The 24680-nt window shown below is 67.6% G+C and carries 16 protein-coding genes and 1 pseudogene; 3 read left to right on the forward strand and 14 right to left on the reverse strand.

The genetic code is table 11. From position 1 onward, the window contains the following. Window positions 1-296: 296 nt before the first annotated feature. From lgt to HMPREF2674_RS06920, 4 genes are all read right to left on the reverse strand, one after another. Window positions 297-1307, reverse strand: a complete 1011-nt coding sequence (gene lgt, locus HMPREF2674_RS06905; RefSeq protein ID WP_070825254.1) for a prolipoprotein diacylglyceryl transferase — start codon at window positions 1305-1307, stop codon at window positions 297-299. Further along, complete coding sequence (gene trpA, locus HMPREF2674_RS06910; RefSeq protein WP_049331386.1) at window positions 1307-2161, reverse strand: tryptophan synthase subunit alpha; 855 nt, start codon at window positions 2159-2161, stop codon at window positions 1307-1309. The genes lgt and trpA overlap by 1 nt, the downstream gene beginning before the upstream one ends. Continuing rightward, window positions 2161-3495, reverse strand: coding sequence for a tryptophan synthase subunit beta (gene trpB, locus HMPREF2674_RS06915; protein ID WP_049331388.1), 1335 nt, complete (start codon window positions 3493-3495; stop codon window positions 2161-2163). Before trpB ends, trpA begins: the two co-directional genes overlap by 1 nt. Before the next feature lie 276 nt (window positions 3496-3771). Continuing rightward, window positions 3772-7233: a chromosome segregation SMC family protein gene (locus HMPREF2674_RS06920; protein WP_070825292.1), complete on the reverse strand. Its 3462-nt coding sequence runs from the start codon at window positions 7231-7233 to the stop codon at window positions 3772-3774. Window positions 7234-7612: 379 nt separating this feature from the next. Between HMPREF2674_RS06920 and HMPREF2674_RS06925 the strand changes: the two genes are divergently transcribed. From HMPREF2674_RS06925 to HMPREF2674_RS06935, 3 genes are all read left to right on the forward strand, one after another. Then, the gene (locus tag HMPREF2674_RS06925; RefSeq protein WP_070825256.1) at window positions 7613-8665 is read left to right on the forward strand and encodes a 3-oxoacyl-ACP synthase III; all 1053 of its coding nucleotides are present in this window, start codon (window positions 7613-7615) and stop codon (window positions 8663-8665) included. 104 nt (window positions 8666-8769) lie between these two features. Then, window positions 8770-11787: an alpha/beta fold hydrolase gene (locus HMPREF2674_RS06930; RefSeq protein ID WP_070825257.1), complete on the forward strand. Its 3018-nt coding sequence runs from the start codon at window positions 8770-8772 to the stop codon at window positions 11785-11787. Between the two features lie 32 nt (window positions 11788-11819). Then, the gene (locus tag HMPREF2674_RS06935; protein WP_070825258.1) at window positions 11820-13046 is read left to right on the forward strand and encodes an NAD-dependent epimerase/dehydratase family protein; all 1227 of its coding nucleotides are present in this window, start codon (window positions 11820-11822) and stop codon (window positions 13044-13046) included. 266 nt (window positions 13047-13312) lie between these two features. Here HMPREF2674_RS06935 and mutM read toward each other — a convergent pair whose 3' ends face one another. From mutM to HMPREF2674_RS09445, 10 genes and pseudogenes are all read right to left on the reverse strand, one after another. After that, on the reverse strand, window positions 13313-14383 hold the full coding sequence (gene mutM, locus HMPREF2674_RS06940) for a bifunctional DNA-formamidopyrimidine glycosylase/DNA-(apurinic or apyrimidinic site) lyase (RefSeq protein ID WP_070825259.1): 1071 nt from the start codon (window positions 14381-14383) through the stop codon (window positions 13313-13315). 75 nt (window positions 14384-14458) lie between these two features. Beyond that, window positions 14459-15148 carry a ribonuclease III gene (gene rnc / locus HMPREF2674_RS06945; protein ID WP_070483950.1) on the reverse strand — a complete coding sequence of 230 codons (690 nt, stop codon included), beginning with the start codon at window positions 15146-15148 and terminating at the stop codon, window positions 14459-14461. A 16-nt stretch (window positions 15149-15164) separates the two neighbouring features. Then, window positions 15165-15368, reverse strand: coding sequence for a 50S ribosomal protein L32 (gene rpmF / locus HMPREF2674_RS06950; protein ID WP_005505656.1), 204 nt, complete (start codon window positions 15366-15368; stop codon window positions 15165-15167). A 30-nt stretch (window positions 15369-15398) separates the two neighbouring features. Then, window positions 15399-15989 (reverse strand): YceD family protein, encoded by a 591-nt coding sequence (locus tag HMPREF2674_RS06955; RefSeq protein ID WP_080974899.1) that lies wholly within the window; start codon window positions 15987-15989, stop codon window positions 15399-15401. A 230-nt stretch (window positions 15990-16219) separates the two neighbouring features. Continuing rightward, entirely contained in the window at window positions 16220-16696 is a 477-nt protein-coding gene (gene coaD, locus HMPREF2674_RS06960; protein WP_070825260.1) for a pantetheine-phosphate adenylyltransferase, read from the reverse strand. Continuing rightward, window positions 16693-17349, reverse strand: a complete 657-nt coding sequence (gene rsmD, locus HMPREF2674_RS06965; protein WP_070825261.1) for a 16S rRNA (guanine(966)-N(2))-methyltransferase RsmD — start codon at window positions 17347-17349, stop codon at window positions 16693-16695. Before rsmD ends, coaD begins: the two co-directional genes overlap by 4 nt. A gap of 119 nt (window positions 17350-17468) precedes the next feature. Further along, on the reverse strand, window positions 17469-20663 hold the full coding sequence (locus tag HMPREF2674_RS06970; protein WP_084824447.1) for an ATP-dependent DNA helicase RecG: 3195 nt from the start codon (window positions 20661-20663) through the stop codon (window positions 17469-17471). Continuing rightward, on the reverse strand, window positions 20660-22078 hold the full coding sequence (locus tag HMPREF2674_RS06975; RefSeq protein ID WP_141761816.1) for a DAK2 domain-containing protein: 1419 nt from the start codon (window positions 22076-22078) through the stop codon (window positions 20660-20662). Before HMPREF2674_RS06975 ends, HMPREF2674_RS06970 begins: the two co-directional genes overlap by 4 nt. A 228-nt stretch (window positions 22079-22306) precedes the next feature. Beyond that, window positions 22307-23491, reverse strand: a complete 1185-nt coding sequence (locus HMPREF2674_RS06980; RefSeq protein WP_246826194.1) for a thiamine-phosphate kinase — start codon at window positions 23489-23491, stop codon at window positions 22307-22309. Between the two features lie 219 nt (window positions 23492-23710). Then, window positions 23711-24680 (reverse strand): annotated as a pseudogene (locus HMPREF2674_RS09445) (hypothetical protein); the annotation flags it as partial.

Raw genomic sequence — 24680 nt, forward strand, 5'->3', positions numbered from 1 at the left:
TGAATGATTCTGAGCGCGGTGCGTGCCGCGCGGAAGGGGCCGATTCCCAGAGGCTATGCCCCCACGCGAGCACGTATTACCGTGGTTCCTCTATTATGCCTTCTCAGGCCCCTGTTTTCACAAGTCGCCGAAAACTCTCTGCGGTGTGGAAGCCGAGTCGGGAGCTCCACGAGAGCAGAACGCCGGCACGGGGCCCAAAACGGGGTCAGGCACGGGAGCTGAAAGACAGAAAACCGCCGGACGGGGTGCTCCCCCATCCGGCGGTTTTCAGCATGAATTATCGGTTACCGAGAGCATCAGCTGGACGCGGTGTCCTCCGACTTCCCGGCCTTTTCGGCGGCCTCCGACTTCCCCTCGGAATCGTCGGAGTCTTCGGCGCTCGCAGAGTCCTCGGCATCATCGGCCTTCTTCCCCGAACGCTTCGGAGCAACCTCCACGGGGCCGGGCTCAACACCCGCGGCGGCCTTCGCCGCCGCGCGACGACCGGCCACCACAAAGCCCGCGGCACCCAGTAGCACCAGCAGCAGGGCCGTCCACACGTGAATACGTACACCCCAGAGCATCTCCGAAGTGTCGATGCGCAGGAACATCTCGATGAAGAGGCGACCCACGCCGTAGTAGAACACGTACAGCCACAGGGTCTGACCCAGCTTCAGCACGCCCTTACGGCTCAGCCACAGCAACAGGGCCACGCCCAGCAGGTTCCACAGCGACTCGTACAGGAACGTCGGGTGGAACAGCGTGCCGGCCGGATACTGCGAGGGGAAATTACCGCTCGAGGTGCTAATCTCCAGGCCCCACGGCAGGGTCGTCGGCTTGCCGAACAGCTCCTGGTTGAACCAGTTGCCCCAGCGGCCAAAGGCCTGGGCCAGCAGGATGCCGGGGGCCACCGCATCCGCAAAAGCAGGGAAATTCATGCCGTAGCGGCGGCAACCGTACCAGGCGCCCAGCGCGCCCACCGACACGGCACCCATGATGCCGATGCCGCCCTCCCAAATCTTCAGAAAGGCCCACGGATCAGCGACATTCGGGCCGAAGTAGCTGCCCGGGTCGGTAATCAGCACGTGGTAGGCGCGGGCACCCACGATGCCGGCCGGGATGGCCCACATCGCCACGTCAAAGACGCGCTCAGGGGTACCACCCGCCGCCTTCCAGCGGCGGGCGCCCAGCCACAGGCACACCGCCATACCGGTCAGAATGCACAGAGCGTAGAAATGTACACGAAACGGGCCCAGCTGCAGGTACGAGACGCTCGGGGAAGGAATCGACAGCGCCGGCAGGGCCACCGCCGAAAGCAGGGCCGACATTAAGCCTCACGCCCCGCCAGCTCGCGGGTCAGGCGGGCTACCGCATCCACGCCGCCGGAGGCCAGGGCCTTCACCAGCGCGGTACCGACGATCACGCCGTCCGCGTAGGCACCAATCTCCTCCACGTGAGCGCGGGTCGAAACGCCCAGGCCCACACACGCGCGCTTCGCGCCGGCGGCCTTGATATCCGCCACCAGGGTGCGGGCCGCCTCCGACACGGAGGTGCGGGCACCGGTCACACCCATGACCGACACCGCGTACACGAAGCCGCTCGAGGCCTTCGCCACGGTTGCCAGACGCTCCGGCGAGGAGGACAGCGCGGCCAGGAAAATACGATCCAGACCGTACTCGTTCGACGCCTCAAACCAGGCCGATGCCTCGTCGGGCACCAGGTCGGGGGTAATCATGCCCGCGCCACCGGCGGCCGCCAGGTCACGCGCAAAATTCTTCACGCCGTACGCCAGAACCGGGTTCCAGTAAGTCATCACCACGACCACCGCATCGGTGGCCTCGGTAATGCGGCGGACCGCCTCAAAGAGCTGGGAAAGCTTGAAGCCGTTCTCCAGGGCCTGGCCGGTCGCCTTCTGAATCACCGGACCGTCCATCACCGGGTCGGAGTAGGGAACGCCCAGCTCGATGATGTCGGCGCCGTTGTTGCCCAGGGCAATCGCCGCGTCAATGGACTCCTCCAGGGTGGGGAAACCCACCGGCAGGTAGCCAATCAGGGCCGCACGGCCCTCGGCCTCGCACTGCGCGAGACGAGCGGCCAGGGGCGAATCGGAGTTAGCGGGAGGGAAGGTACCGTCCACCACCTCGTAGGGGGCGGCGTGGGGAATGAAGTCCTGGTAGCTCATTACTTAGCCTCGCTCTCGGTCTGGGCGTTCTTTTCAGCGGAGGCGGCGGCCTCCTTGTTGCCGGTCATCAGGGTCGAGGACGGGATGGCCTTACCCAGGCCGAACCACTTCTGAGCGGTCTCCATGTCCTTATCGCCGCGGCCCGACAGGCACACAATCATGGTCTTCTCGCGGGCGGCCTCCGGGTCCTCGGCGGCCCAGCGCTGGCACACGCGCAGTGCGCCGGCCAGGGCGTGCGAAGACTCAATCGCCGGGATGATGCCCTCGGTGCGGCAGAGCAGGCTCAGCGCATCCATGGCCTCGGTGTCGGTCACCGGCTCGTAGGTCACGCGGCCAATATCGGAGAGGTACGAGTGCTCCGGGCCCACACCCGGGTAGTCCAGGCCAGCCGAAATCGAGTGGGACTCGATGGTCTGGCCGTCCTCGTCCTGCATCAGGTAGGTCATCGCGCCGTGCAGCATGCCCGGGCGGCCCAGGGTGATGGTCGCCGCGTGACGGCCAGTCTCCACGCCGTCGCCGCCGGCCTCAAAGCCGTAAATCTCGACCGAAGGGTCGTCCAGGAACGCGTGGAACAGGCCAATCGCGTTCGAACCGCCGCCCACGCAGGCGGCCAGGCCGTCGGGCAGGCGACCGGTTAGCTGCTGAATCTGCTCGCGCGCCTCCGTGCCGATGGCGTCGTGGAAGAAACGCACCATCGCCGGGAACGGGTGCGCACCGGCGGCGGTACCCAGCAGGTAGTGGGTGTTCTCGACGTTCGCAACCCAATCGCGCAGCGCCTCGTTAATGGCGTCCTTCAGGGTGCGGGAGCCGTTCTGCACCGCAATCACCTTCGCGCCCAGCAGCTGCATGCGGGCAACGTTCAGGGCCTGGCGCTCGGTGTCTTCCTCACCCATGTACACCACGCACTCCATGCCGAACAGGGCTGCGGCGGTCGCGGTGGCCACGCCGTGCTGGCCGGCACCGGTCTCAGCAATCAGGCGGGTCTTACCCATGCGCTTGGCCAGCAGAGCCTGGCCCAGCACGTTGTTGATCTTGTGGCTACCGGTGTGGTTCAGGTCCTCACGCTTGAGGAAGACGCGGGCACCGGCGTGCTCCGAGAACTTCGGAACCTCGGTCAGCAGCGACGGACGGTTCGAGTACTCGGCGGAGAGGCGCTTGAACTCGGCCAGGAACTCGGGATCGTTCTTCGCCTCGTTAAAGGTGGTTTCCAGCTCATCCATGGCGGCAATCAGCGACTCGGGCATCCACCGCCCGCCGTACTCACCAAAGTAGGGGCCGGGGGCGTTCTTCAACGACTTACCGTTGAGGAAAGCATCTGCCAGGTTTTCGCTCATCACTATTCCTTCCCTGGATGGTTGATGCCGGATGCGCGAATCTCGCGGGCCCGCGGGGGCGGGGGCGGCGCATCGGGCCTGAACGGGGCGAGCCCGGCTGGCGTGTACGGGTTTTCCCGCGCCGTTTTAAGAAATGCGCGGAAAAAATCCGAAATGCTTAAAGAAAGCGTGCCGGCGGGCGTTCACCCATAATTTTCAATAGTACCCCGGGCGCGCCTGCCCGAATGTCGCCGAGGGGCGTGATAAGGCCCCAAGCGGGTCCATTCCGAAGGAAACCTAGAGCAATTCGCGCAGCTCTTCCATATCCTGAGACAGCACGGCGGAGACGCCCTCGCGCATCGACACCCCGTACAGGGTCTGCGCCATCTGCATCGTGCGCTTCTGGTGCGTCACCACAATCAGCTGGGAGCGCTCCCCCAGCTCGCCCAGCACCTGCAGCAGGCGCGAGAGGTTGCGGTCGTCCAGGGCGGCCTCCACCTCGTCAAGGGCGTAGAAGGGCGAGGGGCGCGACATATAAATCGCAATCAGCAGGGCCAGCGAGGCCAGCGAGCGCTCGCCGCCCGAAAGCAGGGAGAGTCGCTTGACCTTCTTGCCGGCCGGGCGGGCGTGAATCTCCACGCCGGCGTTCAGCGGGTCGGCGGGGTCGTCGAGCTCCAGGTGGCCCTCGCCGCCGGGGAAGAGCGTCGCGAAGATGCGGCGGTAGTGCGTGTTGATGTCCTCCAGCGCGGCGGTGAAGACCTCAGCGATGTGGGAGCTCACCTCGTCCATGACCGTGTTGAGGTCGCGGCGAGTCGCCTTCAGGTCGTCAATCTGCTGGTTCAGGTAGGCGTGGCGCTCAGAGAGGGCCTCGTACTCCTCCAGGGCCAGCGGGTTGATGGCGCCCAGGGCGGTGAGCTCGGCGCGGGTCGCCTCCAGGCGGGCGCGCACAACGGCGGTGGGGATCTCGCGTTCGGAGGGCTCGTCCTCGGGGTTTTCCGCGCCGTCGGCATTTTCTACATTCTTTGCGGCGCTTTCGGTATTTTCGGTCGCTTCCTTTTCTGCGGTATTTTCGGGCGCCCCCGCGAAGCTTTCGATATTTTCGGAAATGTCCACGGGCAGCTGCTCGGAGTAGTCCTCCCCCAGCTGTTCCAGGCTCACGCCCGTCTGCAGGCGCACCCGCTCGGCCAGGGCCTGCAGGCGCTCCTGCACGCGGGCCGCCTCGGTCTGGGTGCGGGCCAGCAGGGTCAGGGCCGCGGCGTGGCTCGACTGCAGGTCGCGCACCTCCTCATCGGCAGCGAGGGCGCTCTCGCGGGTCTTCTCCAGCTCGGCGCTCAGCTCGCGCAGCTGCCCCTCGCGCTCGGTCACCTCGGCGGAGAGCACCTCGAGCAGTCGGCGGGCACGGCGCTCCACCGTGGCGGCGGGGGCTTGCTCCCCCGTGCCGGCCAGGTACTCGTCCTCGCGGGTACGGGCGGCGCGGTAGGCGGACTCCGCCTCGCTCACGGCACGCTCGGCGGCGGCCAGGCGCTCGACGTGGCGGGCGCGCTCGTTCTGAACGTTCAGCGCGGAGTCCTTCAGGGACTCGGCCTCCGCGCGGGCGCGGGCGTGCTCGGCGGCGGCCACGCCGGCGGCCTTGGCGGCCACGCGTTCGTCCTCGACCGCGGATTCCGATGCGGTGCGGGCGCGGGCCACGGCGGCCTCGGCATCGTCCAGGGAGGCGCGGGTGAGGGCCACTGCGCGCTCGGCCTCCCGGTGGGCCGCGGCCAGCTCCAGGGCGCTCACGCCCTCGGCCGGGTAGAGCAGGCTGTAGCGGGTGTACTCGACTCCGCACGCGTCAAAGACGCGCCAGAAAACGTCCCGACCAGCGGTTTCTCCCTCGGGGGTCGAGGTGTCACTCTCGGAGCTTTCGAGGGTTTCGGAGTCGTTGGAGTCTTCGGGGGTTTCGGGGTACTCGGCGGTCAGCAGGCGCAGGGCGGCCTCGGCCGCCTCGGGGCTCGGGGCGAAGAGGGTCCCGGCCAGGCGCTCACGCAGGGCGGCGACCATAACCCGCAGGGTCTCCCCGTCGATGCCGCTCAGCGCGGCGGCCTCCTCGCTCAGGGGCTCGACAACCTCGAGGGCCGCGCGCACGCCCAGCTCAGCCAGGCGCTCCGCGTGAGGCTCGGGAAGCGAAGCGGCGGGGACTCGCTCGTGCGAGGGGGCCTCCCCGCGCAGGTGGGAACGGTCGGGGCCAGCGGAGGACTCGGTGAGTGCGGCCGTGGCCAGGGTGCTCAGGGCGCAGGCCGCCGCGCGAGCGTACTCTGGGTCAATCTGCACGGCGTTGAGCACGCGCAGGGCACCCGCGGCGGGCGCCTCGGAGTCGGCCGGTTCGGCATGCTCCAGTAGCTCGCCGGTCTCGGGGTCGAACTCGTCCTCGCCCGAAGCGACAACATTCGACGCGGCATCCCCGGCCGCGGGGGCCTCGGTCACGGTCCCCGCGGCAGGGTCCTCCCCCAGGCTCTGCCCCAGCGCCTCACGCAGGGTCGCGGCACGCTCGGAGGCCGCCGCGTAGGCGCGGGTCGCCTCCACGGCCTCGGCGCGGGCCGCATCCAGCTGTTCCTGCGCGCGGGCCCGGCGGTGCGCTGCCTCCCCGGTGCTCCGCTCGCAACGCTCCACGGCCTCGGCGGCACGCTCCACCCGGGCGAGGGCCTCCGCGTAGCGCTCCTCAAAGCCGGCGTACTGCTCGGTGGCGCGCTCGGACTCCTCGCGGCGCTCCTCCAGCACCTCCAGGGCGCGCTCGTACCCGGCGCGGGCGGCGGCGGTCGCCTCCGTCAGCTCCACGCGGTAGGTGCGCACGCGCTCGGCGGCGATGGACTGCACCGAGCGGGTGCGCGCCGCAGACTCGCGCAGGGAAGACACCGCGGCCTGGGCCGCCGTCACCTCTGCGGTGAGTCGAAGCTGCCCCTCGCGATGTGCCTCGGCCGCCTCGCGGGCCGCCCGCAGTTGTTCGCTCAGGCCCTCGGCGCGGCGGGTGCCCTGCGCCTCGGCGGTGGCGGCTTGCTCTTGCTCGGCGCGCAGAACGCCCAGCTGACGGGCCAGAAGCACCGATTCCAGCTGGCGGATGCGCCCCTGCAGCTGCCGCGCGGTCGCGGCGGACTCGGCCTGGTCGCTCAGCGGCTGAAGCTGCGAGTCCAGCTCGCTCGCCAGGTCGCTCAGGCGCGTCAGGTTAGAGGCCACCGACTCCAGTTTGCGGCTGGTCTTCTCCTGGCGGCGGCGGTACTTCACCACTCCGGCCGCCTGCTCAATCATGTCGCGGCGCTGCTGCGAGGTTGCGTGCAGGACCGCGTCCAGCTGACCCTGGCCCACGAGCACGTGCATGTCCTGACCCAGGCCGGCCTCCGACAGCAGGTCCTGGATATCGCTCAGGCGCGCCGGGGAACCGTTAATCTCGTACTCGCTGCCGCCCGAACGGAACATGGTGCGCGAAATCTGCACCCGATCAGCGGGAATACTGAGGGTGCCGTCCGAATTATCGAAGGTCAGCGTCACCTTGGCGCGGCCCAGGGGCGCGCGCTGCACGCCGTCGCCCGAGCCGGCAAAGATGACGTCCTTCATGCTGCCGCCGCGCAGGCTCTTGGCGCCCTGCTCGCCCATGACCCAGGCGAGCGCATCCAGCACGTTGGATTTGCCGGAGCCGTTCGGGCCCACCACGGCGTTAATGCCGGGGGCGAACTCGAAGGTCGTGGCCGAGGCGAAAGACTTGAACCCGCGCAGGGTCAGCGACATCAGGTGCACAAGGGGCCTTTCTGCAGAAGAAGGTGCCGGATTTGGAACGCCGCCGCGGCGAAGCCCATCAGCTCGAACCTGCAGGTCGAACCCGCAGGTCGGGCCTTTCGGGTGTGTGGGCGGCATCCCTCTAGTGTACGCGGTGCGGCGGGCGGGCGGCGTGAACGTGCACGGGGTGAAAAGGGTTCAAAGTTCCTCATTGTGCATCATCTTACGCGCGGGGTGAACGGGCGCGTTCATATTGGGTCTACGGATACGGGTTCGCCCGGTCGGTGCGGTAGATTGGAATGAGCATCACGAATTCTGCGGGGCCGCTGTTCGCATCCCCGCGTTTTTCTATGTATCCCACTGACTTCTATTTTCAAGGGCCACACCATTGATGAATGCATCCGCCGATAAGGTCGGCACGAACTCTGACATTCGCCACGCTAATGCAGCTCTGCTGTCTATTACCCATGAGCTGCCTCCGGAGGTCGTCACGAGCGACTACTTCGATGAGCAGCTGGCCCAAACCTATAAGCGTCTGCGCATGCCGAAGGGCCTGCTGGAGCGTCTAGCCGGTATTAGAACCCGCCGCGGTTGGGCTGAGGGTCAGACCTTCGAGGACGGCGTTGTTGCCGCAGCCGAGAAGGCTATCGAACAGGCGGGTATTGACCGCTCCCAGATTGGTCTGCTGATTAACGCCTCGGTGACTCGCGATAACTTTGAGCCCGCCGTTTCGGTGGGTGTGCACGACCGCCTGGACCTGCCGCGTCACGCCCTAAACTTCGATATTACGAACGCATGCCTGGGCTTCGTGAACGCGATGACTGTCGCCTCCACCATGATTGATGCGGGCGCTATCGACTACGCCCTGATTGTCGCTGGTGAGGACCCCTCCCCGTGGCACCGTACCGCGGTGCGCATCCTGAACAACCCCGATTCGACCCGCAAGGACGTGCTGGCTCAGTTCGCAACCCTGACCCTCGGTTCGGGTGCGGCGGCGGCAGTGATTGGTCGCGCTGACCGCCACCCGGAGGGCCACCGCATCGTCGGTTCGGTGTCCCGCGCGGGCACCGAGCACCGCAACCTGTGCATCGGCGGCGAGGCCGATCAGGGCATGAACACCGACGCCGAGGGGCTGCTCAGGCACGGCCTGGAGCTCGTGGCGCAGGCCTGGGAGCAGGCGCACGAGGACGGCTGGGAGTGGAACGACATGACCTCCTACGTGACCCACCAGATTTCGAACGCCCACACGAACGCCATTATCGAGGCGGTCGGCATCGAGCGCGACCGTATCCCCCTGACCTTCCCGAAGTGGGGCAACGTGGCCGCCGCGGCGCTGCCGATGACCCTGGCCGAGTGCGCCCCCACCTATAGGGAGGGCGACCGTATTCTGTGCATGGGCGTGGGTTCGGGCCTGAACACCGCCCTGCTCGAGATTCAGTGGTAGCGACTCACCCCCGCGGGCGCTTCGGCCCGTTCGCCGCCCCCAACCCGGCATCCCCTCACCGATTCCGCTAACCGCCGAAGCCCTCGGCCGGAAGGACCCCCAGTATGCGTCACCTGAACTTCCCCAAGACCCAGCCTCCCTACAACCCGGAGGAGTGGGCGGGCGTGGACCCGCGCTACTCCCACCGGCTGGAGGTGCCCACCACCGCCCCCATTGAGCGGCGGGCGAAGCAGGCGGACGCGCGCCGCTGGCACTACCTGGACAACCTACCGGTGCTCGCCGAACGCGGACTGGAGCCCATCGGCACGATTCTGTGCGTGCACGGCAACCCGACCTGGTCGTACCTGTGGCGCACCGTGCTGGATGCGGGCGTGAACGAGCGCACCCCGTGGCGCGTGGTGGCGGTCGACCAGATTGACATGGGCTTCTCGGAGCGCACCCACCTGGACCTGGAGGGCGAGCGCCGCAGCCTGGAGGACCGCATCGCCGACCTGGGCGACTTTACGAAGGCCCTCGGCCTGGATCAGACCGATCAGCCGGTCGTGACCCTCGCCCACGACTGGGGCGGCCTCATTTCCTTTGGCTGGGCCCTGGAGCACCGCGACCTTCTCTCGGGCGTGCTGCTGACCAACACCGCGGTGTACCACGACGGCATTGAGAACATTCCCGCCGCCCTGCGCCTGGCGTTGGGCGTGCACGAGCTGGGCACCCGTGATTCCACCGCGTTTATTGATGTGACACTGGGCCTGGCTCAGAACGAGGGCCGCCTGCCCGAGCCCGGAACCCCCGGCGCTGGCCCCGCGGGCGGTCCCCTGCCGCAGCCGATGGGTAAGCAGCCCAAGCGCCTGTACCCGAGCCCGCTGAACGAGGCGATTTACCGCACCTACCGCGCCCCCTACGCCCACCCGGCCTGGCGCGAGGGCGTGCGCAACTTCGTGGGCGATATTCCGACCGGCACCGACGTGCCCTCGTACGCGCCCATGCAGCGTATTGCCGAGCAGATTCGTGACCTGGACGTACCCGCGTTCTTCCAGTGGGGCACGAAGGATCCGGTGTTCCAGCGCCGCTACCTCTTCGACCTGATGGAACGCATGCCGCAGGCGAAGGTGCACCGCTACGAGAAGGCTTCGCACCTGGTGGCCGAGGATTACGATATCGCCGCGCCGATCATGTCCTGGCTCGCGCAGACCTTTGGAACCCGCGGCGAGGACGGTTCCCTGGTTCCGGCGCGCAACGCTGAGGCCGAGCACCGCGCCGCCCGCGCGCGCCGCCACGGTCTGGATGCCGAAACCTCGGCGGGAGCCGCCGGCGAGGGTACCGTTGCTGAGGGCACTGTTCCCGAGGCGTTCCGCCCCATGCTCGCGGCCCTCACCGAGCGTGCCGACGACACCTCCGTGGCCGTGGTGGACATGGACCCCAAGGGCGATGGCACCACCGTGAGTGTGACCCTCACCTGGGCCGAGCTGAACCGCCAGGTCAACGCCGCCGCGGCCCGCCTTCACGCCCTGGGCGTGCGCCCGGGCGACCGCGTAAACCTCATGGTGCCGCCCGGTGCACGCCTGACCACCCTGATCTACGCCTGCCTGAAGCTCGGCGCGGTCATCGTCGTGGCCGATACCGGCCTGGGCTTGGCGGGCCTGACCCGCGCGCTGAAGGGCGCCAACCCGAGCTTCCTGATCGGTATTCCCGCCGCGCTGACCGCCGCACGCACCCTGCTCTGGCCGGGCAAGCGCATCTCGGTGGAACCGCTGGGCGCCGCGCAGGAGAAGCTGCTGGGCGTATCCGGTTCCGTGTTCGCTGCCTCCGCCGAGGGACGACTCGGCGAGCCCATCCCCACCCCGACCGTAGTGGAGTTCCCCTCCCCCGTTCCGGATGCTGACGCGGCGGTGCTGTACACCTCCGGTTCGACCGGCCCGGCCAAGGGCGTGGTGTACACGCAGCGGCAGCTGGCGGGTATGCGCGATGCCATCGCGAACACCTACGGTTTTACGCCCGGTAGCGGCCTGGTGGCCGGCTTCGCGCCCTTTGCCCTGCTGGGCCCGGCGCTGGGCGCGACCAGCGTGACCCCGACCATGGACGTGACCCGCCCGAAGACCCTGACGGCCTCTGCCCTGGCCTCGGCCGCGGCGGCCATCGACGCTTCGGTCGTGTTCGCCTCCCCCGCCGCCCTGGTGAACGTAGTGGCGACCGCCGACGAGCTGAACGCTGAGCAGCGCGCGGCCCTGGCGAAGGTTCAGACGGTGCTCAGCGCTGGCGCGCCGATTCCCGTGCCCCTGCTGGAGGCGCTCTCCGCCCTGGTGCCGAACGCCTCCCTGCACACCCCCTACGGTATGACCGAGGGCCTACCGGTGACCGATGTGTCCTTCGAAATGATTCGCCAGGCGATTGCCGAGGGCACCCCGAACGCCGCCGGTGAGGTGCTCGACCCGTTCGCCCGCGACGGCGTGTGCGTGGGCTTCGCGGTGTACGGCGCGGCGGTGGCTATTGCACCGCTGCTGCAGGACGGTTCGGTCGATTCGCAAATGACCCACGAGCCCGGTGTGACCGGCGAGATTCTGGTCTCGGCACCGCACGTGAAGGACCGCTACGACACTCTGTGGGTCACCGAGGAGCAGTCCATTAGCACCCCGGGTTGGCATCACACCGGTGATGTCGGTCACCTGGACGCTTCGGGTCGGCTGTGGGTTGAGGGCCGCCTCGCCCACGTGCTGCTGACCTCCCAGGGCGTGCTGACCCCGGTTGCGGCTGAGCAGTCCGCCGAGTCGCTGCCGGAGGTGCGCCGCGCCGCCCTGGTTGCGGTGGGCCCCGCCGGAACCGCCGCCCCCGTGCTGGTCATCGAGGCTTCCGCGAACACCGCCGTACTGGAGGCGCGCCAGTCGGCCTCCGCATTCAAGCGCGCCCTGCTCGATCGCGTGCCCGGCGCTCACCGCTTCCCCATCGCGGAGGGCGTGGCACCCTTCGAGCTCTCCCAGCTGGTGCGCCGAAAGGTCGCCGAGGATACCGGCGTGGAGGTGGCCGCCGTGCTGGTGGTGCACGAGCATCCGACCGATATTCGCCACAATTCGAAGATTGACCGCCCCGCCCTGGGCGAGTGGGCGGCAAAGGTCCTCGCCGGGGCGTAAATCCGCCGGGTCTTTACTTTCTAAGGAGCATGATGTCCCCTCGTTCTTCTCGTGGGTCCTCTTCTCGCGAGGCTGCGTCCCGCCTGTCGACCGCGCACACGGCGGCCTCCCCCACGGCTCGTTTCCGTAAGCCGGCGCGCCCCCTGGCCGCCCGCTACAGCGACCCCGCGCCGCGTTCCCTGCGCGCCGTCGAGGAGTCGGACTTCGCGCCGCGTATTGGCGAGCGCATCCTCTTCACAGGCGCGTCGGGCCTGCTGGGTCGTGAGAGCGTGCTGGAGCTGCTGCGCGTCGGTTACGATGTGCGCGTTCTGCAGCGCGGCGACTCGGGCATCGCGGCCCTGCTACCCGATTCGATTCGCCCCCGCTTTGAGCAGGTGCGCGGCGACATCACGAGCGAAAAGGTCGTCGACGAGGCCATGACCGGCGTGGACGGCGTGGTGCACGCGGCCGCGAAGGTTTCGGTCAGCGGCGAGTGGGCCGACTACGAGCGCATTAATATTGGCGGAACCCGCGTCATGCTACAGGCCGCCGTGAACCACTCGGTGCACACCTTCCTGTACATTTCTTCGCCCTCGGTGGCGCACGCGGGATCTTCCATCGTGGGTGACGGCGCCGGCGTGGCGTCCCCGGAGCATGCGCGCGGCAACTACGCCCGTTCCAAGGCGGCCGCCGAGCTGCTGGTTCTGGAGGCGAACGGCACGCCCCTGCCCTCGGGCGGGGTCATGCACACCGGCGCGCTGCGCCCGCACCTGATGTGGGGTCCGGGCGATACCCAGCTGGTCGAGCGTATTCTGGAGCGTTCCGCCGCGGGTCGCCTGCCGCTGCTTTCGGGCGGTACGGGCCTGATTGACACGCTCTACATTGATAACGCCGCGGATGCGTTGGTGCGCGGCTATCAGCGCCTCGACGCCTTTGCGGGTCGGGCGCTGGTGGTCACGAACGGCCAGCCGCGCACCATTGCCGAGCTACTGGGCGGTTTCTGCGAGGCGGTCGGCGTTCCCGCCCCGCGCTTCTCGGTGCCCGCGAAGGTTGCGGCCCTGGCCGGGCGCGTAATCGAGCGCGTGTGGGAGCGTCTGCCGAAGAACGTGACGGCCGGCGATGAGCCGCCCATGACGGAGTTCCTTGCCGAGCAGCTCTCGACGGCACACTGGTTCGATCAGCGCCGCACCCGCGAGCTGCTGCAGTGGGAGCCCGCCGTGTCGATTGAGGAGGGCTACGAGCGCCTGGGGGCTTTCTACGGAGACAGGTACAGCCGCTAAGCAGAAACCCTTCTAGCGCTGGATCCCCCCCCGGGAACAAACCCCGGGAACAAACGACGGGGAGCAAACGACGGGGAAGGCGCTTCTCTCTCTTTCCCCCCCCCCGTTTCTTTTCTGCCGGCTCTTGCCGCGGCGGGTTTAAATGAATGACGGCGTAGCTACATCCCCCGTTTTCGGGAGGAACGTAAGCTACGCCGTCATTTTTGCGTCGGAGCGTCTATCTAGCGTGATGCTTTATGGAGCTTTTACCTAGCCCGCGCTTTTACCTAGCGGGAGCGCGGCGCCCGCTGGCAGTGCGGGCAACGGTAGGATGAGCGGTTCTGGAACGGCTCGCGCACGATCAGGGAGGTGCGGCCCGCCTCCGCGCAACGGTGGCAGGGCTCCCCCGCCCGCCCGTAGGCGTTCAGCGAGCGCTCGAAGTAGCCAGACTCGCCCAGCACGTTCACGTACAGGGCGTCGAAGCTTGTGCCGCCGGCCGCCAGGGACTCGCGCAGTACCTGCGTGACCGCCGCCAGAAGGTCGCGAGTTTGCGCGGCGCTCAGGGTGCGTGCGGGCTTCGCGTAGTGCAGCCGCGCACGCCACAGCGCCTCGTCGGCGTAGATATTGCCCACGCCGGAGATCACCGACTGGTCCAGCAGCACCTTCTTAATGCCGCTGGAGGTCCGCAGGAACTTGCGGCGCACCGCCGCGGGGTCGAAGAATTCGTCCAGCGGGTCGCGGGCAATGTGCTTGACCGCTTCCGGCACTAGAAAACGCTCCGGTACTTCACCCGGTGCTACTTCACCCACCGCTGCTTTATTCGCTGCAACCGCTGCGGGTACGTCCGGTACCAGCGGGCTGAGGAACATGCCACCGAAGATGCGCTGATCCACGAAGAGCAACCGCTGCCCGGTGCTCTCCCGACTGGTGCTCGCCATGCTACCGGTAGCTCCCGCAGCGCTGGTAGCTCCGGCGGGTCCTAGTTCGAGCGCCACGCGCAGGTGCCGCGGCTGCTCATCAAAGGCCGCGCGAGCCTCCGTTTCATCACCCGAATCGTTGTCCAATTCGCTGCCCGGTTCGTCGCGCACGAGCAGCTGACCGCTCATGCCCAGATGCACCACGAGCGCCTCATCGGCGAGCGCACCGTCCGGCTCGCTCAGGGTCAGCCACAAGTACTTGCCGCGGCGGTAGGCGCCGCGCAGCGCCCTGCCGGTGAGTGCCGCCTCGAAGTGGGCGGGACCGGGCAGGTGTCTACGTAGCGAACGTGCATCCAGCACGCGCACCGCCTGCACGGGGCGGCCCAGCGAATGGTCGGCTAGACCTGCGCGAACGGTTTCCACCTCGGGTAGTTCGGGCATGATTCCCTCCAATCAGCGTGGCGGCAGAATCAAGAGCCCGCAGAGCTAACAGACCTGCAGGATGCTTGAATGAGCCTAAACCAGAACCCGGTAGGCCTGCTCGGCGGCCAGGCGTTCCGCTTCCTTCTTGCTCGGGCCCACGCCGGTGCCCGTCTTCTGGTTCGCCACGATTGCAACCGCGGTGTACACGCGCGCGTGGTCGGGACCCTCACCGGTGACTTCATAGCTGACGTCCCCCCAGCCGCGGGCGGTGGCGAGGTTCAGCAGGTCGGTCTTCCAGTCGCGTCCAGAGTTCAGCACCTTCTCGTCGTCGAGCAGCGGCGCGATTAGCCGCAGAACCAGCTCGCGGGCTGCCTCGCGACCGCACTGCAGGTAGGTCAGGCCGAAGATTGCCTCCATCGTGTCCGCCAGGATCGAGTCCTTGTCCGCGCCGCCGGTGTGAATCTCGCCCTTGCCGAGCCGAATGTACCGGCCCAGGTCCAGGTCGCGCGCTACCTTCGCCAGCGCCACGGTGGACACCACCACGTGGTGCAGCTTCACGAGTTCACCCTCGGGTAGCTCGGGGTAGCGGCGGTACACCTCCTCGGCGATGGCCAGGGAGAGCACGGAGTCGCCCAGGAACTCCAGGCGTTCGTTGTGCTCCACCCCGGGGTTCTCGAAGGCGTAGGAGCGGTGGGTTAGGGATAGCAAAAACGTCTCGGCGTCGATATCGACTCCGAGACGTTTACGCAACTCCCTAGTATCAACACTAGGAAATTCAGTCATAAGGATTCACCGCTTCTTAGGCGTCTGCAACCTTACGGCCCTTGTACTCCAGGAACAGGGCGTTGCCTGCAGCGTCGGTTACAACCTTTGCCTGGTGGGGCAGGCTGTAGGTCACGCGACCGTTCTCAACGGTCTTAACCAGCTGGGGCACGGATGCCTTCCACTGGGAACGGCGTGCGCGGGTGTTAGCGCGGGACATCTTGCGCTTGGGAACAGCCACAGCTATCTCACAATCTCTAGTAACAACAATTTAGTTTTCGGTATCTGCGCCGAGCAGGCCCTGCAGGGCCGACCAGCGCGGATCCAACACCTCGTGATGATGCCCGGGGTCATCCTCCAGGCGCGCACCGCAATCGGCGCACAGACCCTGGCAGGTGTCCCTACAAACAGGCTGGAACGGCAGTTGAAGGATTACTGCGTCCCGCAGTGCCGGTTCAAGGTCGATCGAATCATCCTCAACGGCGTACTGCTCATCTACTTCGTCTTCGGGGCCGCCAGCCGGGGCCTTCTCAAAGACGAAAAGCTCTTGAATATTGGCCGACATCTCGTAATCAATCGGATCCAAGCAGAGGCTACACTCGCCGTGTACATCCACGACAACGGAGCCGGTAACTAGGATACCATCAACAACAGACTCCATACGAATATCGAGGTCAATATCCGAACCCTCTTCCACGCCGATGAGCGCGTTACCCAGGTCTGCCGGTGCGGGCACGACCTCGGTGAGGGTTTCCATGGTGCCGGGACGGTGCATCAGGTTAGTGACCGATACCACCAGCGGCGATGCGTCTGCACGTGAAATGGCGTTTCTCCTTACGAAATGTATAAACCAAAGTCCCATTTTAGGGGTGGTTCGCGCGGTTAATCAAGATTAAGGCTCTTTTAAATCCAATTAAGTGGCGCTCACCTCTTAAATATCTCCTCAAGGAGGCGCCGCGCGGCGCTTAACCGGCCGGCCGGGGACGTTGCAGAGGCGGTTAAGCGCCCGGTCGGCGGTGCGGGAGCCGTACCGATGGGCATGTCGGCGGGCGTGTCGGGCGGGTGCGCCCACCGGTTTTGCGGGGCTCTCTACTAGGCGCTCTTCAGGGCGCGGGCCACCGCCTCCGGCACGAAGGGGGTCACGTCACCGCCCAGCGAAGCCACCTCGCGAATAATGGTCGAGGACACCGCCCCGTAGCGGTCCTCACCCGCCAGGAACACGGTCTCCACGCGCGCCAGGTGACGATTCATGCTCGCCATGGGAGCCTCGTAGCTGTAGTCCGTGGCCGAGCGCAGGCCCTTCACCAGCACCTTTGCGCCGCGTTCGGCCGCATACTCGGCCAGCAGCACGCCCGGCGGAATCGGTTCCACGCTCACGCCCTCAATGCCGAGCTCGAGCAGGGACTCCTCCACGAGCCGCACGCGCTCCTCGAGGGAGAAGCGGTACTTCTTGGCGCTGTTATGGGCCACGCCCACGATGACTTCATCGAAGAGCTCGGCGGCCCGGGCAATGATTTCCAGGTGACCGTGGTGCACGGGGTCAAAGGATCCGGGGCACAGGGCAATCATGCGGTAACCTCCGCGGTGTCGAAGTGGTGAGAGGTTGTTTCGTCGGCAGAGTCGTCGGCGGGATCGTCTCCGTCGGCAGGCTCTTCGGGCTCAACGTAGTAGAGCACCGTCTCGCCGTGCTGGCGGGTCGAGAAGCAGTGCAGCTCGCCGCCCCACTCGGGTTCCGCATCGCGCGAGGAGCGTTCCACCACCACGACGGCACCCGGGGCGAGCTTGGGGGTCAGCGCCCGCATGAGCTCGCGCACCTGCTCGTTCGGCATGGCGTAGGGCGGGTCAACGAACACCAGGTCCCACGGGCCCGATGCGGTCTGCACGTAGCTCAGCGCCTGAGACTGCTGCACGCGCGCCGCAGAACCGGCAGCGTTGCGGCCCATCGCCTTCTGCACCGCCTCGACGTTGCGACGAATCACCGCAACCGCCTTCGGGTAGGTGTCCAGCAGGGTCACGGAGGCCGCCCCGCGGGAAAGCGCCTCGCATCCGAGCGCACCCGAGCCACCAAAGGCATCCAGTACGCGGGCGTCGCGCAGCAGGTCGTAGCTCTCCAGCTTGGAGAAGAGGGATTCTTTCACCCGGTCCGTGGTGGGGCGTGTGTTGTCCCCCGGCACCGAGGCCAGGCGCACGCCTCCGGCGGCACCGGCAATAATGCGGCTCATAGGGTCTCTCCTCTGAAGTAGTTGACTAACTAGGTAACGGCGGTGTGGTGCAGTTACGGTTTGGGCGGGCACGGTTTTAGCGAACAGTGGGCAGAGTGTGCTCCCCATTCCCCGAGCACCTATCCCCTGCCGAGGAAGGCCTCGCGGTCAGCGTCCAGGGCACGGTCAATCGTGCGGGCCAGCGACGGGTGCTTAGCCAGCGTCGGGTCCTTCTCAACCACCGAGCGGGCGTCCTCTCGGGCCCTCTCGATGATGTCGGCATCGGCGAGCGCCCGCAGAAAGCGCAGGGTGCTCTTCGAGCCGGACTGCGCAGCACCCAGAATATCACCCTCGCGGCGCTGGGCCAGGTCGATGCGTGAGAGCTCAAAGCCGTCCGTGGTGGAGGCGACCGCATCCAGACGCTCGCGGGAGACACCGCCCTCCTCCTGGCGGGTGACCAGCAGGCAGGTGCCCGCGTAGCCGCCGCGGCCCACGCGGCCGCGCAGCTGGTGCAGGCCCGAGATGCCGAAGCGGTCCGCGTCCATGATGATCATGAGCGTGGCGTTCGGAACGTTCACGCCCACCTCGATGACGGTGGTGCTGATGAGCAGGTCAATTTCGCCGCGCTCGAAGGCGGTCATGACGGCGGTCTTCTCCGCTGGGTCCATGCGGCCGTGCAGGGTGCCGATGCGTACGCCGACGAGGGAATCCTCGGCGCTCAGGTAGGCGTGCATGGAGGCCACGGAGGTCAGCTGCACCTTGCCGTCGCTGCTGGCCCGACCGCCCAGGCCGGGGGTGCCTGCAACGGTCGGGACGGAGGCACCGAAGAACGCGGCGCCCTCCTCCAGGCCGTCGCCGTCCTCCCCGATTTTGGGTACGACAACGTACACCTGGTGGCCCGCGTCGATTTCTTCGCGGGCGCGCTGCCACAGGCGGGAGGCCCAGGCGGGCTTCTCCGCGAGGGGCACCACGTGGGTCGAAATCTTCTGGCGGCCGGCGGGCAGGGTGTCCAGCACGGACACATCCAGGTCGCCGAACACCGTCATGGCGACGGTGCGCGGAATGGGCGTCGCGGTCATGACCAGCCGGTGCGGCAGGGCGCCGTCGGGGCCGCGCAGGCCGTCACGCTGCTCCACGCCGAAGCGGTGCTGCTCGTCCACCACGACCAGGCCCAGGTCGTTGAAGCGTACGTCGTCGGAGAGCAGGGCGTGCGTACCAATCACAATCTGCGCGGTGCCGTCGGCGAGCTCCTTCAGCACCTGGCGCTTGGCGCGGGTGCCCATGGAGGCGGTCAGCAGGCGCACGCGCACGCGGCCGGGTTCCTCTCCGCTCCCCGCGGGGCTTCCCTCGGCTGAATCATCAGCGTCAGAGTCTTCGGGCGCGGCCATGTCCCCTAGGATATCCAGCACCGAACGCAGGTGCTGCTCGGCGAGCACCTCGGTCGGGGCGAGCATCGCGGACTGGCCGCCCGCATCGGCCACCTGCAGCATGGCGCGCAGTGCCACCACGGTTTTGCCGGAGCCCACGTCACCCTGTAGCAGGCGGTTCATGGGCGATTCGCTCGCGAGGTCGGCGGAGATTTCCTCCCCTACCTTCCGCTGTCCCTCGGTCAGCTCGTAGGGCAGCACCTCGAGCAGGCGATCAGCCAGGCCGTCCTTGATGGGCGGTCGGGCCTGCGTGCGGTGCGCTGCTCGGGCAGAGTGCAGGCGCGCCAGGGCGCTCTGCAGCACGAAGGCCTCGCGGTAACGCATCTGCGCCTGGGCGGCACGCCACGTGTCCTCGGTGTCGGGGGTGTGCAGGGCGCGGTAGGTCCAGGCGAGGGAGGGCACCTTGCGGGCGCGACGAATCGCGTAGGGCACCGGGTCCTCGAGCTCCTTGAGCGGAACCTTCTCCAGCAGCTGCTCCATGTACCCGGCGATGCGGTCGGTGGGCAGCTTGGCGGGGGCCCGGTAGACGGGCACGGGGGCGGTGGCGGCCTCGTTCATCTCGGAGCCGGAGGCGTCCTTCGAGAGCAGGGCGTAGTGCGGGTTGGTGAGCGTGTACTCGCCGCGGTAGATGCCGACTTTACCGGAGAACATCATGGTTTCGCCCTCGCGAATTTCGCGGGCGGCGGTCCAGGCGTTGAAGAAGGAAAGCTTCATCTGCGCGCCGATGAGCGGCGCGGGTGCGGGCACGCCAAAGAGGCCGCCCTGCTCGGGATGGTTCTGGGTAAAGTCGTCCTGCCCGTAGGAGTCGGCGTAGCCCGTGTAGGATGCGGGCGCGGCGAGGGAGTCGATGCGCGGGTTGTACTGGCCGGTTGCCTGCCAGCGCAGGCCCAGCCCGGAGGTCCCCCGAGAGGAGGTGCCCGGGGCGGAGGCGTTGGCGCGACCGGGGGTCACGGACACGGTCCCGATGCCGCCGAAGCCGCTCTCCTCGTGCGCGGAGGAGTCGGCGAGCCGGTCGGTGATGGTCACCTCGGTGATTTTGCCGCGGCGGGCCGCCATGGTGCGGGTGCTCACGTGCACCACGCGCGCGATGATGGTGACGTCCTGCCCCTCAACGAGTTCGGCGAAGGAGCTGAGCTCGCCGCGCGGCAGGTACTTGCGCGGGAAGTATTCGAGCATCTGGCCGACCGTGGTGATTCCCAGGTGCGTGGCGATGGCCTTGGCGCTGGGGGCGGGCAGGTACTTTTTGAGGGGCGTGTTCTCGAGGCTGTCCTCGGCGGCGTAGCGCGCCAGGGCACGACTTTTGGCCTCCGCGGCAACTGATGCGGAGGTCGATTTCTCAGCCGGGGCCTTCCGTTCAACCGCAGCTTTCCGTTCAGCCGGGGCCTTCTTCACGGAGGCTTTCTGAGCTAGTTCTTTCTGCGCCGATTTCTTTCGGGCGGGTGCCTTCCGTGCCGGCTTCTTCGGGGTAGATTCCTCCGGCTGATTCGTCTCCGGCTGAGCCGTCTGCCGGGCGGCCAGCGCGATATCCACGAGCTCGTAGAGCGCATCGTCGGTCATGGCGTGCGCGGCGGGGCCCAGCGAATGTTTGAGCGCCCTGAGCGCTTTACGGTAGGGTGCGCTGGTTCGACGCGCGGCCCGTTCGCTCAGCTCCTCGCGGCTCGCCTCGCCGCGGGCGAAGGCGGCAAGGTCGCGGACGGTCAGCTCGGCCGTGGTGCGCAGCTGTTCGTCGCTGAGGAGGGGCACCCCGCGTTCCCTCTTGTGAGGTTCGGCGAGCGCAGCGGGTTCAGCCTTCTCGGCGGGTACAACAGGATCGGGGGGTTCGACGGGCGCGGCAGGTTCAGCCCCGAAAATGCCCAGGTCCAGGGTCTCCTGTTCGGGGCTGTGCTTTGGGGTGCGGCGCGGGCTCATCTGCAGCTCTCCGCGTGGTGCCCGTCTGCGAGCGAGGAGATGCGTTCGTCCGACCACTCCCCGTAGGAGGTCACGATCCGGCGTGCCGGCTCCACCTCGGGAACGTGCACGTGCACGGCCCAGAGGCCTGCGGCCATATCCAGCGGGGTGATGAGCAGGCTATCGCCCATGCCCTCCAGCTCGAGACGCAGCTGAGCCATCGCGAGGGGTTCGCAGCGCAGGGTACCCATGAGCTCCCAGCCGCTCTCCCCCTCCTCTGCGGGAGTCTTCGCGCCCGGGACGGGGGCGACCTGTGCGGGTGCCGCGGAGGCGGGGGTCAGCATACTCCGGACCTCCTCCTCGCTCAGGGTTGCACCCTCCCACCGCGGGTTGGCGTGCACGACGGCCAGGTAGAAGCCGAGAGCGCCGGCGTCCACACTTCCGGCCAGGTGCGGTGCGGGCGGATGCTCGGCGGTGCGTTCCAGGGCCCTCAGCATGGCGGCGCGGCGGGCGCGGTTCAGAGGGGTTTCTGCACCCTCGGCATCCTCCGCCTTGGCACCATCCGCCCCTCTAGCTCCGGGCTCGCCAGCTTCGGGTTCATCAGCGCCGTGCGCGGGTTTCTCGGGGGCGTTCTCCCCCTCGGGGTAGTACAGCCCCAGGCTGGCCAGCTCCACCATGACGGAAAGCATCGTTGAGGGCACCATCTGCTCCCCCACGCTTGCGCGCACGCGCTCGGCGGCGCAGGCCATGGCGCGGGCCTCGGCCACCGCGTAGTCAAAACCGCGGGGCGCCTCGAGGTCTCCGCTTCCCGAAGCGGCCGCGTGAGCCGCGCGCACCCGCTCCTCATCTCGGGCGAGGGCGCTCAGCAGGGGCAGTTTCTCAGCCTCCGGGCCCAGCTCCTGGGCAAGGTTGCCGGGCAGGCCCCAGTAGCTGCGCACGGCTTCCAGGCCCCAGGCGCAAAGTAGCGTTCCGGAGTTGCCGCGGGCCATCCGCGAGGCGCTCACGATGGCGCGCTCGTAGATTCCGCCCAGGCGCACCCACAGGTGGGCCAGCCCGGGCACGTCCTCGCGGTCAGCGGGGTCCTCGAAGAGGAGTTCCTCCATGCCCCGGTCGAATTTCTCGGTGAGCGTGCGCAGGGTGTGGGCCAGGTTCGACCCGGTGTCGTGGTCGGGCACGGGAAAGCCGTTGAGCTCGTTGAGGGGTTCGCGGTAGTGGTCCACCACGGCCCGGGCACTCGCGGACCAGGCGATACCGAATCGATAGGCTCGCATGCAGGCGCGGCGGTACACCTCGCGGGCCTCGCGCAGTGAATCATTGCGCTCGGGGCCGGTCGGCGCAGAAGCGCTATTCGACCCCTCAGAAAGACCCCCGGGACGAGCGTCTCCGCGGGTTCCGGCGGGCTGGGTGCCCCGCGAGTCTTCACGTTCTGTCCTCATGCTCCCCTCCTGCGGTTCCGGTTTCTGGTGTTTCCGCGAGCCCACGCGCGCCAGGGCTGGCCCGCACCACGGCTAATTGCGGTAATTCGCAGGTCGGCGGGTGGGCGCAGTCTTCGCGCCCTTACCCCACCCCTGCTTCGTATTTCTATTCTAATAGAATTTTCGATTAAATGTACGGTATTTTCCGCGAAACCCAAGAGTCTAAGAACCCGCGGGTCCCGGCTCGCGCTAGGCCCCGTAGTGTTCCCAGCCCAGCTCGCTCAGGGGCACGCCGTTCATGAGCACGGCACCGGCCGCGAGCGACCCGCGATGCCCCGCACCATAGTGCCCACCGGCCAGGGGATCCGCACTGTGGGCTCGGCCCGCGCGGTCCACGCGGCACGAGCCCAGGGTCGTAAAGCCCTCGGGCACCTCCGCGGGGAAGGTCGCCAGCAAGCCGTGATCCTCTCCCCCGCCGAGCACGAAGGCCCTGGCCAGGGAGGCGGGACTCTCGGCCCCCTCGTTGTGTTCGACGATGGTCAGCAGCAGACGGGCCACGGGCAGCAGGGGCGCGGCAAGCGCATCCACGGCGGTCTCGTCCAGGTGAATCTGCACGCCGGATGCGCGGGCGATCCGGCCCGAATCCTTGACGAGCCCATCGGAAACGTCCAGCATGGCGTTCGCGCCCGCATCGCGCGCCGCCTCGCCCAGGGGCACCGGGCTGACCGGGCGCATCTGCGCATCAATGGCGCGTTCGCAGGCCTCGAGCATTTCGGCAGCTTCGGCGCTATTCAGGGTTCCGATGAGGTCCAAAAGCCCCTCGGACAGGGGAATTTCGGGGAGCGGATCGTGGGACAGCCCGCCGTTCGCGATGCCCTTCAGCAGCACCATTGCGGGGCGGGATAGCGGGTTGAGGAGCAGCCGCAACCCGGCGTCGGCCCAGCCAGTACGCCCGGCCAGCGCAAGCGTGTCACCCACCTGCGCGCCGGAGCGCAGCACGGGCCGGTCGGTGCGGCCCAGGGCGGTGACGGTTACCGAAATCTCGCCGGAGGCACCCATGTCGCCCCCGGCGATTGTGCAGTCCTCAGCTCCGCAGGCGCGCACGCCGTCCACGAGTCCCCGGGCGAAGTCCTCGACCCAGCCGTAGGGGGTTTCACCCGGCAGGCTCAGGGATGCGAAGAGGCTCACGGGCCGCGCGCCCATGGCGGCGACGTCGGCCAGGTTTTGCGTGGCCGATTTGCGGCCGACCTCGTACCCGCCACTACGGGTTCCGTCGAAGCCCCCGAGCCAGGGGTCCATAAAGTCTTGGTTTTGCACGAGGGTATCGGTGGTGACCACGGTCCGCTCGGTCGAGGGGGTCAGCACGGCGCAGTCGTCTCCGGGTCCCACCTCGAGCGCTTCGGCGCGCCCCGATGCGCGGAGTGCATCGGTCACTCGTTCGTTATGCGCCTCGATAATGGGCATGAAGGCGCGCAGAACGCGGGACTCTCCCAGCTGCGCGAGAGGCGTCTCGCGCGTGGGATGGTCCCGCGTTTCACTAGATGTTTGAGGATTCACACCCTTAATTATCGCGTATTCTGCGCTACGCGTTAGCTCGCGGCCGCTTTTCTCACTAGGGAGAATGACGGCCTGGTCTCTACCCGTTCGGGAGTCTTAGCTTCCCTGGCTGAAGTAGCGGATTGCCAGGGCAATCAGCACGATGCCGATGAGCGAGAAGAGAATCAGCGGCGCGATGCCGGACAGGCCCGAGTCGTCCGCGTCGGCATTCTTCACGGCCTGCTCCTGCGAGGCGTTCGCGCCGTCGGCCTTGGTCACGCTCTTGGCGGAGCGGCTGGCGGTAGCGGACGCGGAGGAGCTGGGCGACTTCGATGCTGCCGCCGAGCTGGGCGACTTCGAGGGGCTGGCCTCTGCAGTTCGGTCATCCTCGGACTTATTACGCGAAAGGTAACCGGCCACCCAATCGGCTGCACCGGGGATGGAATCCTGCGAACCATTGTTCGCCGCGATGCGTCCCAGCGTGGTGGAGCCGGAGGGCAACGGATCCTCATCGGTGTCACCAATCGGGGTCGGCTTTGCGGACTCGCTCGATGCCGACGAAGTGCTCGGGCGCACCACCTCGATGGAGATGACGGTGTCCTCTTGACGCCTGGTCGGCGCAATAACCTCACGGTCCACCGAGGGCGCCGGCGCCACGGGCTCTGTCTCCGGAGGAGCCACCGGTTGGTTCGGGGTGTTATCCCTGGGTTCGTCAGAAATCACGGGGATAACGGGAACCACCGGATCCTGGGAAACGTTCTTCGTGGGCTCCGGATTGGGCACGGGGACAACCGGCTGTTGCTTAGGTTCCTGAGTGGGGTCCTTAACCGGGTTCGGGTCTGCGTCCTTCGTGGGTTCCTTGGACGGCTCGGGGACGGGGTCCTGAGTCGGTTCAGGGATGGGGTCCTGGGTCGGTTCAGGAGTCGGGTCCTGGGTCGGTTCAGGAGTCGGATCCTGAGTAGGCTCCGGAGTCGGCTCGGGGGTCGGGTCCTGAGTAGGCTCAGGGGTCACGTCCTTGGAGGGCTCCGGTGTCGGCTCGGGGGTCGGATCCTGAGTGGGTTCCGGAGTCGGCTCGGCACTCTTCGAA

The sequence above is a fragment of the Rothia sp. HMSC062F03 genome, assembly GCF_001836905.1.
GTDB lineage: Bacteria > Actinomycetota > Actinomycetes > Actinomycetales > Micrococcaceae > Rothia > Rothia mucilaginosa_A.